16 protein-coding genes are annotated in these 17,952 nt (G+C 38.6%); 6 read left to right on the top strand and 10 right to left on the bottom strand.

Features of this window, described 5'->3' with window-relative positions; genetic code table 11:
- Window positions 1–89: 89 nt before the first annotated feature.
- The 6 genes from PL9214_RS21325 to speB form a co-directional block, all read right to left on the bottom strand.
- Window positions 90–2,894 (bottom strand): GAF domain-containing sensor histidine kinase, encoded by a 2,805-nt coding sequence (locus tag PL9214_RS21325; protein WP_072720745.1) that lies wholly within the window; start codon window positions 2,892–2,894, stop codon window positions 90–92.
- 356 nt (window positions 2,895–3,250) lie between these two features.
- Complete coding sequence (locus tag PL9214_RS21330) at window positions 3,251–4,339, bottom strand: geranylgeranyl reductase family protein (protein WP_072720746.1); 1,089 nt, start codon at window positions 4,337–4,339, stop codon at window positions 3,251–3,253.
- Window positions 4,340–4,440: 101 nt separating this feature from the next.
- Window positions 4,441–4,989 (bottom strand): ribosome recycling factor, encoded by a 549-nt coding sequence (gene frr, locus PL9214_RS21335; RefSeq protein WP_072720747.1) that lies wholly within the window; start codon window positions 4,987–4,989, stop codon window positions 4,441–4,443.
- Window positions 4,976–5,704: a UMP kinase gene (gene pyrH, locus PL9214_RS21340; RefSeq protein ID WP_072720748.1), complete on the bottom strand. Its 729-nt coding sequence runs from the start codon at window positions 5,702–5,704 to the stop codon at window positions 4,976–4,978. The genes frr and pyrH overlap by 14 nt, the downstream gene beginning before the upstream one ends.
- Window positions 5,705–5,912: 208 nt before the next feature.
- Window positions 5,913–6,452 (bottom strand): thioredoxin family protein, encoded by a 540-nt coding sequence (locus tag PL9214_RS21345; protein WP_072720749.1) that lies wholly within the window; start codon window positions 6,450–6,452, stop codon window positions 5,913–5,915.
- A 181-nt stretch (window positions 6,453–6,633) separates the two neighbouring features.
- Window positions 6,634–7,554: an agmatinase gene (speB, locus tag PL9214_RS21350; RefSeq protein ID WP_072720750.1), complete on the bottom strand. Its 921-nt coding sequence runs from the start codon at window positions 7,552–7,554 to the stop codon at window positions 6,634–6,636.
- A 262-nt stretch (window positions 7,555–7,816) separates the two neighbouring features.
- Between speB and PL9214_RS21355 the strand changes: the two genes are divergently transcribed.
- The 3 genes from PL9214_RS21355 (at window position 7,817) to PL9214_RS21365 (ending at window position 11,853) form a co-directional block, all read left to right on the top strand.
- Window positions 7,817–8,692 (top strand): alpha/beta fold hydrolase, encoded by an 876-nt coding sequence (locus tag PL9214_RS21355; protein ID WP_072720751.1) that lies wholly within the window; start codon window positions 7,817–7,819, stop codon window positions 8,690–8,692.
- An 83-nt stretch (window positions 8,693–8,775) separates the two neighbouring features.
- Window positions 8,776–9,918 carry a restriction endonuclease gene (locus tag PL9214_RS21360; RefSeq protein ID WP_072721188.1) on the top strand — a complete coding sequence of 381 codons (1,143 nt, stop codon included), beginning with the start codon at window positions 8,776–8,778 and terminating at the stop codon, window positions 9,916–9,918.
- A 21-nt stretch (window positions 9,919–9,939) separates the two neighbouring features.
- Complete coding sequence (locus PL9214_RS21365) at window positions 9,940–11,853, top strand: hypothetical protein (protein WP_072720752.1); 1,914 nt, start codon at window positions 9,940–9,942, stop codon at window positions 11,851–11,853.
- Window positions 11,854–12,032: 179 nt separating this feature from the next.
- Here the strand turns inward: PL9214_RS21365 and PL9214_RS21370 are convergent, their stop codons facing one another.
- Both PL9214_RS21370 and def read right to left on the bottom strand, forming a co-directional pair.
- Complete coding sequence (locus PL9214_RS21370) at window positions 12,033–12,236, bottom strand: hypothetical protein (RefSeq protein ID WP_072720753.1); 204 nt, start codon at window positions 12,234–12,236, stop codon at window positions 12,033–12,035.
- 16 nt (window positions 12,237–12,252) lie between these two features.
- Window positions 12,253–12,816, bottom strand: a complete 564-nt coding sequence (gene def / locus PL9214_RS21375; protein ID WP_072720754.1) for a peptide deformylase — start codon at window positions 12,814–12,816, stop codon at window positions 12,253–12,255.
- A 500-nt stretch (window positions 12,817–13,316) separates the two neighbouring features.
- Here def and aroF point away from each other — a divergent pair, with 500 nt between their 5' ends.
- On the top strand, window positions 13,317–14,171 hold the full coding sequence (gene aroF / locus PL9214_RS21380) for a 3-deoxy-7-phosphoheptulonate synthase (protein ID WP_072720755.1): 855 nt from the start codon (window positions 13,317–13,319) through the stop codon (window positions 14,169–14,171).
- A gap of 75 nt (window positions 14,172–14,246) precedes the next feature.
- Window positions 14,247–14,444 (top strand): heavy-metal-associated domain-containing protein, encoded by a 198-nt coding sequence (locus tag PL9214_RS21385; RefSeq protein ID WP_072720756.1) that lies wholly within the window; start codon window positions 14,247–14,249, stop codon window positions 14,442–14,444.
- Window positions 14,445–14,548: 104 nt separating this feature from the next.
- Here the strand turns inward: PL9214_RS21385 and PL9214_RS21390 are convergent, their stop codons facing one another.
- Both PL9214_RS21390 and PL9214_RS21395 read right to left on the bottom strand, forming a co-directional pair.
- On the bottom strand, window positions 14,549–14,737 hold the full coding sequence (locus PL9214_RS21390; protein ID WP_072720757.1) for a DUF8621 family protein: 189 nt from the start codon (window positions 14,735–14,737) through the stop codon (window positions 14,549–14,551).
- A gap of 273 nt (window positions 14,738–15,010) precedes the next feature.
- Window positions 15,011–15,331, bottom strand: coding sequence for a 2Fe-2S iron-sulfur cluster-binding protein (locus tag PL9214_RS21395; RefSeq protein ID WP_072720758.1), 321 nt, complete (start codon window positions 15,329–15,331; stop codon window positions 15,011–15,013).
- 644 nt (window positions 15,332–15,975) lie between these two features.
- Here PL9214_RS21395 and PL9214_RS21400 point away from each other — a divergent pair.
- Entirely contained in the window at window positions 15,976–17,940 is a 1,965-nt protein-coding gene (locus PL9214_RS21400; RefSeq protein ID WP_072721190.1) for an ABC transporter ATP-binding protein/permease, read from the top strand.
- Window positions 17,941–17,952 lie beyond the last annotated feature (12 nt).

Here is a 17,952-nt window from a genome sequence, read left to right on the forward strand (position 1 = left end):
CTAATACAAAAATTTAGTTTTAAATCATTGATTTGACCTCCGTATATGAGTTAAAAAATGCTTATCCTAGCGGATCTCAATTGGGTAATTTAGGAATTGAGGGTAACATCCGAAAGAGATTGCCGCAAGGGAATTTCAATTTTAAATTCGGTTCCCAGCCCCCAGTGAGAAAGACATTTTAGCGATCCTTTATGTTTTTCAACAATAATTTGATAACTAATTGATAATCCTAACCCTGTTCCTTGGCCCACAGGTTTTGTGGTAAAAAACGGATCAAAGATATGGGGAAGTAATGCGTTAGGAATCCCTGTACCATTGTCAATGATCGAGATCACAATTTTCGGTAAAGCTGTAATTTCATCCCTCAAAGCGGTACGAATCTCTAAGCAGGGTTGTGTCTGTTCAGAGGTGGAAAAAGTCTGATTCGATCCTTGTGTTTTAAATGCTAACGCATCAATGGCATTACTGAGAATATTCATAAACACTTGATTTAAGAGACTGGCATAACATTCCACCGGAGGAAGGTTGCCATAGTGTCGCTTAACTTGAATTTCGGGAGCGTCGGAATTAATGTTGAGACGATGTTGTAACAGCAATAATGTACTTTCAATTCCTTCATGGAGATCAACAAATTTTAAATCCGCTTGATCGAGTCGGGCAAAATTGCGAAGGGATAACACTAATTGACGAATGCGGTCGGCTCCACTTTGCATAGATTCCAAAATTTTAGGCAGATCTTTAGCAATAAAATCTAACTCGATGGTACTAATATAGTTAACAATTTCTGAGGTCGGATAGGGATAATAGCGTTGATAAAGTTGAATTAGATTTAATAAATTCTGGGTATATTCACTGGCATATAGCAAATTACCAAAGATAAAATTAATTGGATTATTGATTTCATGAGCCATCCCCGCAACTAATCGCCCCAAACTGAGCATTTTTTCCGTTTGAATTAGTTGACTTTGAGTTTTTTGGAGTTCATTGAGGGTATGAGTCAGTTGTTCAGCTTTAGCTTGTTCATTTTGGGCGGCTCTGCGACTTTGTTCATACAATTCAGCTTGAGCAATGGCGATCGCAGCTTGATCCGCTAATTGTTTTAAAATATCCAATTCCTCAGTTTCCCAATTGCGAGGATGGGTACATTCATGGGCAATTAATAATCCCCAGATCTTCAATTCTTGGTTAATGGGAACAATTAAATTAGCCCGCACCCCCAAACTTTCTAAAAATTCCTGATGACACAGTGCTAAATTTTCATTATAAACATCACAAATTGCTCTCATTCGTCCTTGTCGATAAAGCATCACCATGTCTTCAGGAAAACAATCCTCCGGTGTTTGCATCCCGACAATGGAACGAATGGAGTCTCGCCGATCTTCAAATACGACTTCTCCAGCTTGTTGATTGATCAGCTGATAAATAACGACCCGATCCGTATCTAATAACGCTCTAACTTCTCGGACTAAACACGACAATGTAGTTTTTAAATCTAACGTTCGACGAATTTGATCCGTAATTCGTTCTAAAGTTTTAGCAAAATCTAAAGCTCGTTTAAGTTGATTGGTTCGTTCATCAATTTGCTCCTCTAAATTCAGGTTTAAACACTGAACTTCTTGATATAATCGATATTGTTGAATTGCCATTGCAAATTGATGAATTAATGCTTTGGCTAAGGTTAATTCTGCTTCTGTCCAAGGTTGGGCTTGACCTTGTTTAGATTCTCGCCAAATTTCAAAGGACTGTCGAGGCATCATTTGTTTGACACTAGGGTCAAATTCTCCCGCCCAAAGGGTTTCGGTATCAATTTCGTCCCGAAAAATTGTCAAAACCCCTAATAATTGTTGACGATATTGAATCGGTAAAACTAATATTCCTCGAATCGGTGTTGATTGAAAATTGCGGAGCAAGACTCGCCATTGAGGTTCTTTATAAACATCCGTAATTACCCAAGGAGATAAGGCTGGATTCGGGGTGGGGTTAGCTTGAGAGGAGGCTCCATAACCATTGATTAACCAATGTTGCCACAACGGATGTTCTTCTAAAATCCCTGAAGGAATTCCAGCAGGAGGATGGGGCTGTTTCCCCCAGGTAAAGACTTCCGGGGAATGGGGCGCATTGGGTTGAATATAAAGCCGTCCTCCCACTCCTTGCAACGCTTTCACCGTTGCTTCTAAGGCTGCTAACAGTTCAATGGTGGGGCGTTCATGGAGGAGAGACACAACAGTGTTAATCGTGGCTTCCTGTTGGGCTTGTTGTTGCGTCTCACTGAGTAAATTTGCCTGAGCAATAGCAATCGCCAGTTGATCGACTAATAATTGGACAAGGTGGATATCGGATTCAGAAATAGGTTGAGGTTCGGCGTGATGGGAAACTAATAATCCCCAAAGCTTAGGTTTCTCAGAACTAACCGGATTGAGGGGATGGAGTAAAATCGGAACCACCAGAGAAGCCTCTACCCCCATAGCGGTTAAATAAGCTTGATGACAGGGATCAAGGGTGCGATAATCAATCCCCGATGAGGTTCCAGTCTCTTCTAAATGGTGACTGATACCAATAGTTCCCCCTGCAACATTCACAATGGTGCGTTGACGGAGGGAACAATACATTTCACGAGTATAAGCAGGAATATCATCGGCGGGAAAATGTAATCCCAATAAGGACGGGAGGCGATCTCCAAACCGAGATTCTGCTACCACCTCCCCACTGCCATCGGGACTAAATTCATAAATCATAATCCGATCCGTTCCTAGAAATGAACGGATTTCGGCAACGGTGGCTGTTAAAATACCGGGTAAGTCTAGGGATTGTCGAATCCGGTTCGTAATCCGATGCAGTAAAACCTGTTGATCTAATTGAGATTGAAGTTGTTGTGTATTTTCCAGCCCATTCATAATCTTGTCCTATAGCAAGCTTTTTTAAGCTTCACTGAGATAATGAAAAAAACAGCACTCAAGTATCTTGAGTGTTCACAGCGAAACAGACTATTTAAATTTTTCCCCTAACCTTGATCTCAAATTATCTTTCTTGGGGTAGGATGATGCGTCCTTGAAAACAGTTCTATTTTATACCGAATCAACGGTTTTTTGTTGGCTAGGAAACAGGGAATAGGGAATTATGAATTACGAATTACGAATTATGAATAGGGACTATAACGTGGCGTACTGACCAATACGGCTGGATATAAAAATCGGGTTCCTGGTGATCAGAAACCCGGTTTTCTCAGGAATTGGCAGTTGTTTTGATGGCTTTAGAATGGCATTAATTGTTTAATGGCTTTATTAGCAATATCTCCATACCGCAGTTGACCACAGAAAATTTTACTCATCACTTTCGTGGCGGCGGGCATTTTCACCCCAGCTTTATAAGCTACTTTTGGGAACCGATAAAATGCACCCGCTAAACGTCCAGCCCAAACCATATCGGAACCCCATTCTTCCTTCATCGTTTGGGTATAGCGTTCTAAGGCATTACCCAGACCCCCTAAGGCTTGATCAATCGCTTCTGCGGCTTTAACTCCACTGAGAATAGAAGGACGAATTCCCTCCGCCGATAATGGGTCAACTAAACTGGCGGCTTCCCCTGCAATTAGGGCATTTTGGGTATGAAGGGTTTTATCTCCATCCCAGAGACACAGGGGATGCTGATAAATTGTAGAATTCCCTAAACCTGCTTTAGCTGAATAATTTAGTAAGTCCTTGCTGAGATCTTTAGGTTCTCCCCCGATAAAGGTGGCAATACTTAGGGAATAACCATCAGCTTTCGGGAACCCCCAAATACTGCCATTTTTCACCAGGCCAAACTCAAAACTCGGTAGCAACGATTGATCCGTTGAAACTTCCATAAATTGGCTTTGACGCAGTTTAGACTGTTTCAAGCCTAACCATTTTGCCATGGAACCTTTCGCCCCATCAGCCCCAATTAAATATCGCGCCGTTAAGGGTTCAGTGGCGGTGTTCACTTGCCAATGATCGCTTTTAAATTGAATCCCTGTGACTTCCGTATTATCCTGTAGTTGCGCCCCCTGACCTTTAGCTTGATCCACTAAAAACTGATCGAAAACGTCTCGCCGCACCATCCACATCGGAGTGGGAATTTCTGATTCCACCGCATCATCTAATTGCCAGGTATAGCGAATTCGCTCAACGGTTGTGGAAATAGCCGGACTAAAATCAAAATCAAACCATTGGGCGATGGCGGGAGAAACACCCCCACCACAAGGTTTTAAGCGAGGAAAGGCAGATCGTTCCAAAATTAACACGGAACGTCCCCGTTTTGCTAAATGATAGGCTGCTGCTCCCCCTGCTGGGCCAGCACCAACAATAATACAGTCAAACATCGTTGTCATGGGTATTTTAGGGATTATGTTGTCGGTTGAACGTTGACAGTTAACGGTTAAGTCAGACCTGTCAACACTCAACTATCAACTGTCAACGGCGATTAAACAGTCGTGATGTCCTTTTCTTTGGCTGCTAAGGCTTCGTCGATTTTAGCAATGTATTTGTCTGTGAGTTTCTGGACGGAATCTTGTAAATCAGCCGCTTCGTCTTTAGAGAGTTCGCTACTTTTTTCTTGTTTCCGTACAGAGTCAATGGCATCCCGACGAATATTTCTCACCGCGACTTTCCCTTCTTCAGCTAATTTAGCCACTTGTTTGACTAATTCTTTCCGTCGTTCAGTGGTTAAGGAGGGGATATTCAGACGAATAATAGAACCATCGTTATTGGGTGTTAACCCAATATCAGAGACTAAAATCGCTTTTTCAACGATATTAAGCATATTGCGTTCAAAAGGCTGAATCGCAATGGTGGTGGCATCGGGGGTGCTAATATTTGCCACGGCTTTTAAAGGCATGGGACTGCCATAATATTCCACTGTAATTCGATCCAATAAACTGGTATTGGCTCGGCCAGTCCGAATCGTATTAAAGGAGCGCTGAGTTGCTTCCAGCGCTTTGATCATGTGATCTTCAACTTCAGGTAACTTCACACAAACCTCCTACTAAGGTTCCAACAGGTTCACCACTCACCGCACGGCTAATATTTCCCCGGACAGTCAGGTCAAATACAATAATAGGGATATTATTTTCTTTGCACAGCGCAATGGCTGTACTGTCCATTACCCGTAAATCATGGGTGAGAACGTAGCCATAGGTCAAGGTTTGATAACGTTTTGCGTCTGGGTTCTTTTTGGGATCACTATCATAAATACCATCTACCTTGGTGGCTTTAAAAATCACTTCGGCATCAATTTCCGCCGCTCGTAATGCTGCGGTTGTATCCGTTGTGAAAAAAGGATTCCCTGAACCCGCCCCAAAAATAACCACCCGATTGAGTTCTAGGTGGCGTATGGCTTTGCGTCTGATATAGGGTTCTGCAATTTCCTGCATGGCGATCGCCGTTTGTACCCGGGTCGGAACTCCAATTTGTTCTAAAGCATCTTGCAAGGTAATGGAATTCATTACTGTTGCAATCATCCCGACATAATCGGCGGTTGCGCGATCCATTCCCCCAGCGGCGGCTTTCACCCCTCTAAAAATGTTACCGCCTCCGACTACAATGGCGACTTGTACGCCCATATTGACAACTTCGGCGACTTCTTGGGCAATGTCTTGAACGACGGCTGGATCAATACCATAGCCCAAATCTCCCATTAAGGCTTCGCCACTTAATTTTAGTAAAATGCGTTTGTACGCTGTTCCCATTTATACTCCCATAGCCTCTGTAGTAATCAACATCGCCAATTTTCGTAAACGAAGTGGGTTTATCGTTACTATTAGCCTAGACATTGGCGTTATCATATCAGGATATTTATAGTTCAAGTTGAAGGTTAACTCTTGTTGGGAGTGCTGACACTCAACAGCCAACAACCAGTAAGACGTGTCCAGGTACGTCTCTACACAGCCGACAACTTCAATGTCTCCACTTAATCGAACATCCGATAGAATCTGTATGTTCTGGAGTAATAGGTTGGTTATTCAGGAGTTGGGCGATCGCATTTTTTAAATAAGGGGTTGTCACGGCTTCAGCCGATGTCGGATTATCATCAATTAATCCCCGATAGCGAATAATTCCTTGATGATCTAATAAAAAAATTTCTGGGGTATGAGAGGCTCCAAAACAGTGAGCAACCTCTTGAGTGATATCTCGAATATACGGAAAATTTAGCTTTTGTTCTTCCGCAAAAATTTTCATATTTTCAAAACTATCATCAGGATATTGACTGGAATCATTCGCATTAATACCCACTAAAATTACCCCTTGTTCCTGATATTCTTGTTGCAACTGTTTCAGACGGTTTAAATAAAAACGAACATAAGGGCAATGGTTACACATAAATATAACAACAACGGCTCGATATTCTTCTAAATAACGAGCTAAATGATGCACTTCATCATCAACTCCTGGTAATTCAAAATCTGGAGCGTAGCTATGAATTAAAGTACCCTGCATAGTTAGTCTTCTCACCTTCTTAAAACAGTGCAATTGTATTGAGTAGATGTAATCTTTCTGGCTCAAAGGTTTAACCGATGATCTAGCTGCACCCTTTCTTATTCTAAACCTGATCGGATGTGAGTCGATTAGATTTTTACTGGGAGGAAAAAGGAATATCCCATCCCTCCCTTGTCCCTGGTTATTGCTTAATCCATCCCTTTGATAGGGCTTGATACCCGATTAATTTATAGGTTAATTTAGCAACGGTAAATTCAGAAACAACGGAATCAACCACCGGAGCTAATTCCATAACATCACAGCCAATCACATCTTTAGACTCAAATAATCGCCTCAAAAAGGTGAGGGTAGAATACCAATTTAATCCACCTGGTTCGGGGGTTCCTACCCCAGGAATTAAACTCGGATCAATCCCATCAACATCAATGGTTAAAAACACTTTTTCTGTAGGAATACTAGCGATCGCTTGTTCAATCCAATCTAGATTAAACGCCATTTCTCTAGCTCGAAAAACCGTTAAATTTTTCTCTTTAATTAAATCAGCTTCCTCTTGACAAATGGCTCGAATTCCCACTTGAACAGTGGGTAATCCCATATTAACAATCCGACGCATTACACAAGCATGACTATGAATTGTGTCTTCATATTCATGTCTTAAATCGCCATGAGCATCAATTTGAACCACCGTAAACGGTTCTTGATATCCTTGACGATATCCCTGTACAACCCCGGCGGTAATACTATGTTCTCCACCAATGGAAATCACAAATTTTTGGTCTTCAATTAAAGACTTCAGAGTTTGTTGAGTCACACTCAACATTTCTTCGGCGGAAACACTCTTACCATTGCGAGTATCTGCAATCGGAGTATGGGTAAAAATTCCCGCATCAAAACAGACTTCTCGATCAAGTTCTTCATCATAACATTCTAATTGATGAGAAGCTTCTAATAAACTAGCAGGGCCATTTTCACATCCCTTGCGATAGCTGGTTGTGGCTTCATAGGGAATAGGTAAAATTACGACTTTAGCCGTTTCGTAGTCAGGGACAATTTCAGAACCTAGAAAGTCTACAACAGCAGTCGAAGGGAAAGTTGATCTCATCTTCAATTTAGTCCGAAGCAATTTCAGTGGGCTAGTGCACGAAAGCAGAGGATTTTACAATCAGCAGTCATCCCTGATCGAGAACTCTTAACGATTAACTGATCAGGAATCAATTATTTTTGCTACGCTGCACTAAGGGATTAACACCTCTTAATTTTGACACAAAACGGGGACGATCGTTAACCGTGCAATTACGGAATACATGAGTTTTGGCTAGAATTTTACAGACTATTTACTTTTTACTGCTTCTACCTTAAGAGTTATGTTGATTGCTTCATCTGTTTCGCAAACTTGGATTTGGAAAGGCTTCCCCATTTGTTATGTGAGGGAGGGTAATAATGGCCCTGCGGTGATTCTAGTGCATGGGTTTGGTGCATCTTGGGGACATTGGCGAAAAAATATCCCTGACTTAGCAAAACATTGTCGCGTCTTTGCATTAGATTTAATTGGCTTTGGAGGGTCAGCTAAACCCAAACCGACGGAAGAAATCAGTTATACTTTTGAAACTTGGGGACAACAAATCGCTGATTTTTGTCGAGAAGTTGTTCAAGAACCTGCTTTTTTAGTCGGAAATTCAATAGGTTGTATTGCGGTGATGCAGACCGCCATTGATCACCCTGATATTGTTCAAGAAGTTGCTTTATTAAACTGTTCTTTAAGATTATTACACGATCGCAAACGGGATAAACTTCCTTGGTATCGTAATTATGGGGCGAGTGTTGCCCAAGGGTTATTAAAATATTCTTGGTTTAATCAATTCTTTTTTAAACAATTAGCAACGCCTCAAACTGTTAAAAAAGTATTATTACAAGCTTATCAACGGGATGAAGCCGTTACGGATGAATTAGTCGAAATGTTATTAAAACCTGCCCAAGATCAAGGTGCAGTAGATGTTTTTGCTGCCTTTACTCGCTATTCTCAGGGGCCATTACCAGAAGATTTATTCCCTAAATTACCCTGTAAAGCAATAATATTATGGGGAACGGATGATCCTTGGGAACCGATAGAATTGGGAGAAGAATTTAAACAGTATTCAACAGTTAAACAGTTTATTCGATTAGAAGGAGTCGGTCATTGTCCCCAGGATGAAGCCCCCGAATTAGTTAATCCTATTTTATTAGATTGGATGCTGTCTTAAAATTAGCGATCGCTCTCATGCGATATAATAAACTAAATCGACCCAGCATAAAACTAACCTCCACCAGTAAATTTTGCTCCAGTATGACCGACACTATTAAACCACCCATCCAAAAAATTCTGTTTGGCTGTCCAGGGACAGGGAAAAGCTACAAAATTCGCGAAATTGCTGAAAACCAGCTAAACATAACCTTTGATTCAGATACTAAAATTCTTAAAAATACGGTCAAAACGGTATTCCATCCTGAATATACCTATGGTGACTTCATGGGTAAACTGTTACCTCTGACTCAGGGAACTAACGTAATGTATAAGTTTTACCCTGGACATTTTTTAAAAGTCTTGGGAATGGCTTACCGAGGGTTAATAGAGGGAAATAATGAACATTACTTATTAGTGATTGATGAACTCAACCGAGGGAATGCGGCTGCTATTTTTGGAACAGTTTTTCAACTTTTAGATCGAGAAAGTGATCATTGGTCTAGTTATGAGGTTGATGTTTCTGAAATGGAGTTAGTAGGATTATTAAATTCAATGGGATATAAAATCAATGTCCTAAGCGATGGTTCAATTAAAATTCATGAGAATAGAACAACGGAGAATCTATTTGATACATTTTGTAAAGAACTAGAAATTGATTTAAAAAATAAAAGTAACAATAACGGCTTAAGAGTTTTAGAGCTTCTCAAGCAAAACAAAATTAGTATTCCTCAAAATTTATCTATTATAGCAACAATTAATACTTCTGATGAATCAATTTATTATCTTGATACTGCATTTAAACGCCGTTGGTCTTATGAACAAATTTCAATCGAAAGTAGTAAAAAAATGTTTGAATTAAAATACAAGGAAATTTTGAACGAAGTAAAATTAGTTATACCAAATGGGCAAAAATCCACAATAGAGCTAGAATGGATTCCCATTTTAGAAGGCATTAATGAAATTATCAAAGATAATTATAAGACTATTAAAAGGATTGAAGATAAACAAATCGGCTTTTGGTTTATTAAACCTGATGACAGTGGAAAAATACATTTAAAAGAAATTCAGAGTAAACTAATGTTCTATCTTTGGGATAGTGTTTTTGCTAGAGATAAAAGACCCCTAGAAGAATTTATTTCAAAAGCTGTTCAAACAGATGTTAAATTAATTACTTATGATGATTTTGTTAAGTATACAAAAAATATCTTTGAATATCTAGATGAACAAAAACCGATTCCTTTTTAAATTTTATTAAAATAAGCAAAAATGATTAACTTTAATAATCTTGAACTGGTTGTTAATGAAAAATATTCTTTTGTTGGACTAGAACGGCGTAACTCCCAAATTCGTTTTTGTCTACCGAAAGGATTTCCTAATAAACCAAAAGAACTTCAAACCTTTGACTTTAATACAAAGCGTGACTTATTTTTTATGCTTTACAAAGTCTTTGACAAATTTAAGAATATTTGTATAGAAAAAGGGTATTTAGAAGAAAATAATAAAATGACTACACGTGACCGAGATGGTATGGTAAAAATTCATAAAGGTGCAGATATTACCGAAGATGACGAGTTAGATGAAAATATTTTTTATTCTAAACTCGATATGATTAGTGGAATATTGAACGCCCATGATGAACCCAAGATTTTAAGTTTAGTTTATCGACTGGGTAGGTCAGACAGTTTTGATCATAGTCAAATTCACAAATTTTTACATCGTGCTGTTTTTTTACGGAATGGTGCTGCTTATATTGACTCGATGGACTTACCCCGTCAACAGGTTCGCTTTCAGTCAACAGATATTGTGGCGATGTACTGTTATATTTTATGGGAAATCAAACAACAACTTCAGCAGGAAGTTGGCGTAGAAATTAAAGCTCTAGCAGAACAGTTTAAACAACACTATATCGGTGGAAATTATGGTTTATTTGAAGAAGAATATTATAGCCAAGTGATCGATAGTTTAAAAGATGCGTTAGAGTTAATTGATCACAATACCCCCTTTAAAGATATTGACTATTGGCAATTTTATGATGCAATAGAGTTATTCCTATATGGAGAACTTCGTCAAACGGATGAGGGTGAGATCTGGGGAATTAAAAACTTTCATAGTGTTTGGGAGTCGATGTGTTTAACTTATATAGTAAAAGAAAATCTTAATTATCTGCTGCATTTAGATAGTCATTTTATCTCTAATTATTGGCTTAAATTGTTCAATAGTTATTCAAAAATAGTTCCTTTATCTAATGATTTATTTAAAATCAATGGTTTTCCGCTTGTTCCTGATGCAGTAGTTTTTTCATCCATTTTGAATAATATAGAAGAAAGACGCTATGAAATTTATCCAAATCTAGGTTGGAATGATTATAATTATTACACCGAATTTATATTAAATCAAGATCAAGTATTGAAAATTGCTCATGCTCACCAGGATATAGACGAACATACATTTGATTTAATGAATAATTATGATACAAAATACATGGATAAAAACCATCAAAAATACAACGCCATATCAAAAGAAAAATTAATAATTAATAAACCTTTGCCTATTGAATTTAGCTCATTTTGGCTAATTAATCCTCCAAAATTAAATATTGAAGAAGTGTATAAAATGTATTGTTTTAATCATTTGTTTTATATATACCTCAATATTTATATGCTTAAAAACTTTGATTTATGGGAAACAGTAAACAATCAAAAATTTGAACCTGAGATCCAAAATGAAAAGGAGTTTAAAGATGGATGGTATTTTCGTCTTAAAGATATTATTAAAACTTCACTATTAAGGGTAGGAACACAAGAAATGACTGAGCAAGAAGTTAATGAGCAATTAAATCAATTTCTTCAATCTCTTCAAAAAATTTTCTCTATAAATGATAATTATATTGATATTATTGATATAAAATATTATGAGATTGATTATCTATTAGATTCAAAAAATAATATAGAAGATATAAAAGATAGAAGTGTTAGAAAGCAGTTTGTTTATGAATATCTGATGCAAAAGAAACTTGAAAAGTTTCCCAAATTAAAAATTCGTAGTAGTTTTTGGCTACCAGGATATAATCAAAAATCTATGATTGAGGATGGACAGAAGTTTATGGATGGATATATTCACCTTAAAACCGTTGATTTTGTAAAGTTAGCTGAAAGTTATGTATCTGATAATTTTGGATAAAAGGCTTTTAACACTCCTAAAAGTAGTAAGCCCTTCAGGGCTTTCTTCCCTAGACTTAGCAGCAAAACCTAACACCAATAACAATAAATTTAATTTATTAGTGTTAGGTTTAGGGGATTAAGCCCTGAAGGGCTTACTACGAAGTCGGGGAATTAAGCCCTTCAGGGCTTACTACGAGGTTATTCTTGATTCATTTGAGCATCTTTGACGGCGGCAAAAAATAGAAACACACCTAATGGAATACTCAAGGCTAAAATAACACTGGTGGTTAAACTTCCCAGTTGGGGAACTCCCGAAGAAAGTTCAAAAACTGAACCCACAGCCGCGATCGCAGCGACACAAGACCCTAATAACAAAACCATGCTTTTTGGAGTGCCAACCATGTCGAATTATCCTATATTATTTAACGGGTTTAACAGCTTTGGGTGAGAATTTATGTTTGGCTAACTCTTCATTTAATGCCAATTGATTCTCAACTCGATCAACAAATAAAACCCCATTCAAATGATCCATTTCATGTTGAATAGCACGACATAATAATTCCGTCGCCCGCAGGGTTCGAGGTCTGCCATTTTCATCTTTAAATGATACTTCCACCACGTCCGGGCGAGTCACATCCATATACACCCCCGGAATACTTAAACATCCTTCTTGAAAGGGTGAAATCTCTGTACTGCTTTTAATAATTGTGGGATTAATTAACACTAAAGGCGGGTTAGCAGCATTATCCGGTTCGCAGTCAATCACAATCACCTGTTTATTAACGGCGACTTGAGGGGCGGCTAAACCAATACCATCCGCACTATACATGGTTTGTAACATTTCCCGCACGAGTTTGCGAATCTCATCATCAACGCGGGACACTCGTTTTGCAGGCGTTCTCAAGGCGCGATCGCCTAAATAATGGATTTCAAAGGGCGGTTTTTCTAATTTTTTCTTTTCAACTAAAACTTGTGATGTCATGGAAGGGTTACTCTTAGCTTTTGAAACAATATGGTTCTTCTTTTATCTTAATGGATTTTAACAATTAAAAGGGGGTTGGTGCGTGCGCTGCGCTTACACACCCTACAGCGATCGCTTGACATTGAGCGATCACTGTGCTAGGGTCGTAGAAACGAACATATAAGTTTGATCAAAACACCCATGCCAATTCGGAATTGCTATTACTTTTATTTTTGGTGTAGCACGGTTCACAGAGAGTGAATCCATTGGTGTATGGAAACTCCCTAGTGAACCGCAGAAACAAAGGCTGCGGTTTTTTAATGGTCAACCTTCTCGGCTTTACAGCAAAACAGCAATGACAAACTTTATCCAATCTTGGTTTTATAGCTTTTATTTTTGGCCCCGAACAGGTTCTGGGTAAAGTTTGCTGCTGTTTTCACAAACGCCAAGCCCGGAACCTCAAACAGGTTTCGGGCTTTTTAAATGCTTACCGTTTCTATGAACACAAAAGGAGAATTCCCATGTTAGACGCTAAACTCGTTTCTAAAACCCATCCTGAACATCAAACCGTTATTAATATTTCCGATACCGTGACTGTCGGAGGTCAAGACTTATTAATTATTGGTGGCCCCTGTGCGGTGGAAAGTTTAGAACAAATGGAACAAGTCGCCCGCCATCTCGCCCATACTTCAGTACAAATGTTGCGAGGCGGGGTCTTCAAACCGAGAACCTCTCCCTACTCCTTCCAAGGTCTAGCTTTGGAAGGACTTCATATTTTAAAGGGTATTAGTCAACGCCATCATATTCCTGTTGTGACCGAGGTAATGTCTATTGAACAAATTGAATCTGTTGTAACTTATGCAGATATGCTGCAAATTGGAAGCCGCAATATGCAGAATTTTGAATTATTAAAAGCTTTGGGAAAAGCGGGTAAACCTGTTCTATTAAAACGAGGTTTAGCAGCAACTATAGAAGAATTTGTGATGGCGGCTGAATATATTTTAAGTCATGGCAACCCTAACGTTATTTTATGTGAACGGGGTATTCGCAGTTTCGATAATTTCACCCGCAATGTGTTAGATTTAGGGGCTGTTGTTGGTTTAAAACAGTTAACCCATTTACCTGTTATTGTTGATCCATCCCATGCGGTCGGAAAACGAGAATTAGTTGAACCTTTAGCAAAAGCCGCTATTGCTTGTGGGGCGGATGGACTGATTATTGAATGTCATCCTGAACCGGAAAAATCCGTTTCTGATGCTAGACAAGCCTTATCTTTAGAAGATATGGCGGAGTTGGTTAATCATTTACGTCCCGTTGCGGTAGCTGTCGGACGAGAGATTCTTCAGGTTGAATCTCCAGCACTGGCATTCGTTTAATTGCTGTAGAGATGTGCCATGGCGCGTCTCTAGCAGTAATAATAAATAGCAGAATTGTATATAAATACCTGAACCATGACTATTGAAATCAAAGTTCCTTCGATGGTGTGTCAAGCCTGCGCCAATACTATTACCAAAGCCATTAAATCTTTGGATGCTGAGGCTGATGTGCAAATTAATTTAGACACGAAAACGGTCAATATTAAGGGTAAACCTTCGGAAACCGCCGTTAAAGAAGCGGTCGTATCCGTTGGTCATACCGTAGAGTCTTAACCGTTGACAGTTGACTGGAAACGGGCGAGGGTAAAGGTCAGGTGCGATTATGATAGTACCCACGAAAAATTAACAGTCATCAGTCATCAGTCAACCGTTAATAGTCAACTGTCAATTGTTTTCTGAACCGTGACAACAGCTTCAACTTTAGCTTTTTGTTGTTCAGAATCAATACTGGTAATTGCCCATCGTATGGGTTCACCGCGTTTTTGTAATTCTGCTTCAATAGCTTGATTTAACTCGACTGGAGATTCCTGTAAATCAATTTCAGCTGTAATAAAATGAGTTGTCATGGTTTTGTTTAATCCTCAATATTGTCTCTTCAAAAACTCAACAAATCAGAGGCAGTAGACGGTCAACTGATGAGTGATAACGGGTACAGCAACACCTGAACACCGCAATATCCTCGCTACAGCTAATATGAAATCTTGAAATATTTGCTACGCATCCGTATCGTGTAGAGACGTGCCATGGCGCGTCTCTACAGGGAATTTAGGGATCATCTGTAGTATAAATTTGAGGATTTCATATAACAAGCAACAGTTAACCATCCACCGTCATTTTAATTAAGAACCTTGACCAAATTGGCGATCATAGACTTCTTCTTCTTTTCCAGGAACCAGTTTTAGATTAGAACGGGGATAGGCGATACAAAGCAGGACATAACCTTCTGCTTGTAGGTCAGGACTTAATCCCATACCCTGACTTTGCTCGACTTCACCTTCGATAATTTGGGCAGCACAGGTAGTACAAACTCCTGCATTGCAAGAATTGGGTAATGTGATCCCGGCATCCAATGCGACTTTGAGGATTTGTTTATCCTCTGGAACTTCGACGGTTTGGACGTTCCCTTGGTAATGAAATTCAACTGTATAGGTTTTAGACATCGTGTTCTTTTTAAACCCTGAACCATTGTATCGCTGAGTGCCACCGATTCCAGTAATGACCTTCCCTGAAAGTTGAGGGTTACGTCAAGTTACTGAGACAGTTTGCATAAACTCTTGTCATCTATCTTAAGATGAATATTTGGCAAAATGATGAACGCAGTTGGAGGAGATTCAAGTTTACAGTTGAGTTTTTTAATCGGGTGTCTAAGAGTTGAAAGCATTGTGCTATTGTTAATTCACTCCGATCAAGAGTAAAAAGAGAACCCTTGAGCAAAAAGCGAATTTGATCAAAAGAGTGCATTCTACAGGGTCTTTGTGTTATTGCTATAACTAGAGATCAACTTTCACAATACAGTTATGGGGATTTGCTTCATTTTCCGCGCGTCTCGTAAATTGCCTGATCGAGTATTTTGTAGTCTTATTGGCGGATTTTGTAGTGATTTTAGCCTTTCTGATCATCGGATGTGGATAGATTATGGGGAAATGTTAGAGTTAAGATGGTTTATCGCCTCACCCTCTTGTGCCAATTTTTGTAACTAATTAATCAAAAATCTAGCCGATTTCACACGCTAAGTTTGTAGAAACTAGCAGGGAATACGGAACTTTGATAGGATAGGACGTCTGTGTTCAAAACAATGAAAAATATGAATCAACTTGATCCTTTACTTTGGCATCGATTTTTAAAGATTGCTCAACCCTTCTTTTATCCTTTAGAAGCAGGAAGCGGGAAAGTTTTTTTGAGTTTATTGTTTTTATTATTAATCTTTTTGTTTGCTGCTGTTTTTGTTTTAGTGAGTGGAGTTTCGATTGTAAGTCAGTATATTTTTCCTGATTTCTTTAATAGTATTGCTCCCGGTTTATATAAATCTGTTGCTAGTATTATTTACTCTCCCTCTATTATTATTGTCCTTTTAATGCTTTTAGTTCCGATGGGGGCGTTTTTCCTGTATCGAAATCAAATAAAAACTCGTTGGCAACCTTGGGCATTTTTAAGCGTTCTCTTATTGTTATCCCTATCTGTGAGTGGATTAAATGTCATTATTAGCTATGTGGGTAACTTTTTTACAACGGCTTTAGCTGAAAAAAGTCAGGATGAATTTTGGCGATTTCTTTATGTTTATGCGGGTGTTTTTGTTGTGGGAACCCCCATCGTTGTCTTGTATGGATATACCCGCGATCGCTTAGGAAACTATTGGCGAAAGTGGTTAACGGATGAATTTTTAGATCGGTATTTAAGTCAACGCGCCTTTTATCAAATCGAATCCGACGGAAAGATTGATAACCCGGATCAACGGATAACCGAAGATATTAAATCTTTTACGATTACCAGTTTAAGATTTTTACTGATTATCCTAGGTTCAATTATTGATGTGATTTCTTTTACGGGAATTCTCTTTTCTATTTCCAAATCTCTTTCGGTTTTTCTGTTGATTTATGCTTTCATTGGGACTTTAATTACGGTTGTAATTGGACGGCGTTTAATTCCCCTAAACTTTAATCAATTAAGACGAGAAGCCGATTTTCGTTATGGATTAGTTCATGTCCGCGATAATGCAGAATCTATTGCTTTTTATCAAGGGGAAGACCAAGAACTTAACCAAGTTAAACAACGGTTTTTTAAAGCCTTTGAAAACTTTAATTTATTAGTGGGTTGGCAACGAAATGTTAATTATTTTACTAAGAGCTATGAATATGCAGTCATTATTTTACCGTCGTTAATTTTGGCTCCTATTTATTTCGCGGGAACGATTAAATACGGGGATATTACTCAAGCTAATTTTGCTTTTGCTCAAGTTCTAGGTGCTTTTTCTATTGTCGTCAGTGAGATTGAAATTCTGAGTGCGTTTGCGGCGGGAATTAATCGTTTAGCAACGTTTTCTGAATTTTTAAAATATCCAAAAACGGTTCATCAAGGAGATAGACAGATTGATTTAACGATTGATTCTCCCCTGGCTTTAGAACACATTACCCTGAATACTCCTAATTATCAAAAAATATTAGTTAAAGACTTATCTCTGACTCTCGCTTCGGGCGAAGGATTAGTGATTATGGGTCAAAGTGGAGTCGGAAAAAGTTCTCTATTACGGGCAATTGCTGGGTTATGGACATCAGGAACAGGCCGATTAGTTCGTCCTGAATTATCGTCGATGTTATTTTTACCCCAACGTCCCTATATGATTTTAGGAACATTACGGCAACAATTACTTTATCCCAATATTAATCGAGAGGTCAATGAAACCGAATTACGTCAAGTCTTGAAATTAGTCAATTTAGAAGATCTGCCAGAACGAGTCAATGGATTTGATGCTGAATTAGATTGGGCAAATATTCTGTCTTTAGGGGAACAACAACGGTTAGCTTTTGCCCGATTATTAATCAGTAAACCTCGCTACGCCATTTTAGATGAAGCGACGAGTGCCTTAGATTTAAAAAATGAAGAACTCCTTTACAAGAAATTGGATGAAACCGAAACAACCTATATTAGTGTTGGGCATCGGATGAGTTTATTACGCTACCATCAGTACGTTTTAGAACTCATGGGCGATCAAAAATGGCGCTTAGTTTCAACGAAGGATTATCAAGCTGAAATGAGTTTATTGACTCAATGAAAGGGTTTTTAG

The sequence above is a fragment of the Planktothrix tepida PCC 9214 genome, assembly GCF_900009145.1.
GTDB classification, from domain to species: domain Bacteria; phylum Cyanobacteriota; class Cyanobacteriia; order Cyanobacteriales; family Microcoleaceae; genus Planktothrix; species Planktothrix tepida.